The organism is Campylobacter sp. RM12637, assembly GCF_020137645.1.
Lineage (GTDB): Bacteria > Campylobacterota > Campylobacteria > Campylobacterales > Campylobacteraceae > Campylobacter_E.
Genome location: NZ_JACGAV010000051.1, coordinates 1 through 753 on the forward strand (window position 1 = coordinate 1; position 753 = coordinate 753).

A 753-nucleotide genomic window follows, 5' to 3' on the forward strand; every position below is an offset into this window, starting at 1 on the left:
TTTAGAATTTAAAGTATTACAAGGCGATGAAGATGGATTCTTTAATAACTTAACTGAAATTCCAAATGGTGGTAGAACATTTGATACTACTCCAACATTTGTGGGTAAATCAGTTGCTAATGATACTTTAGTATTATTATTTGTAAAACCAAATAATGCTACAGGTAAAGATGAAATAATTATGAAAGAATTCCAAGCTGCACCAGATGGACAATTTACATATACTCCTGATTTAACAAACAGAGTAGATGGCAGTGGTTGGGAAGTTGGAACATATAAAGTATATTTATCAAGCTTAAAAACAGGAGAAATGAAAGAATACTCATTTAGCTTAGATTTAAATACAGCTAAAGATGAAGTAGCTAATGATAACAATGCTAATGTAGATGTAGTTACTCCAAGTGTTGGAAATGGTATTAAAGTATCTATATTTGAAGGTGATGAATCAGGTGATCATAATAACCTAAAAGAAATTAGCAATGGTTCAACTACGGTAGATGCTAATCCTTTATTTAAAGGTGAGATTAATGCTGGTGGTATTCAATCAATGCAAGTATTTATTACTCACAATGATAAATTAATTAAAACTGATTCAGTTCTTGCAGTTGATGGTAAATTTGCGTATACTCCAGAACTAGGTTGCAATAACTTTGGAGATTATAAGTTTACATTTAACGTAATTGGAACTGATATTAAAGGTGAAGCTAGTTTAAAACTTGTTGCTGACACTCAAGCAAATACACCTAGCGTAGA

At 30.9% G+C, this 753-nt stretch carries 1 protein-coding gene; it reads left to right on the plus strand.

Annotation, left to right across the window (positions count from 1 at the left end):
• A partial coding sequence (locus AVBRAN12637_RS09690) for a hypothetical protein (protein ID WP_336615830.1) occupies positions 1–753 on the plus strand: 753 nt, incomplete at both ends.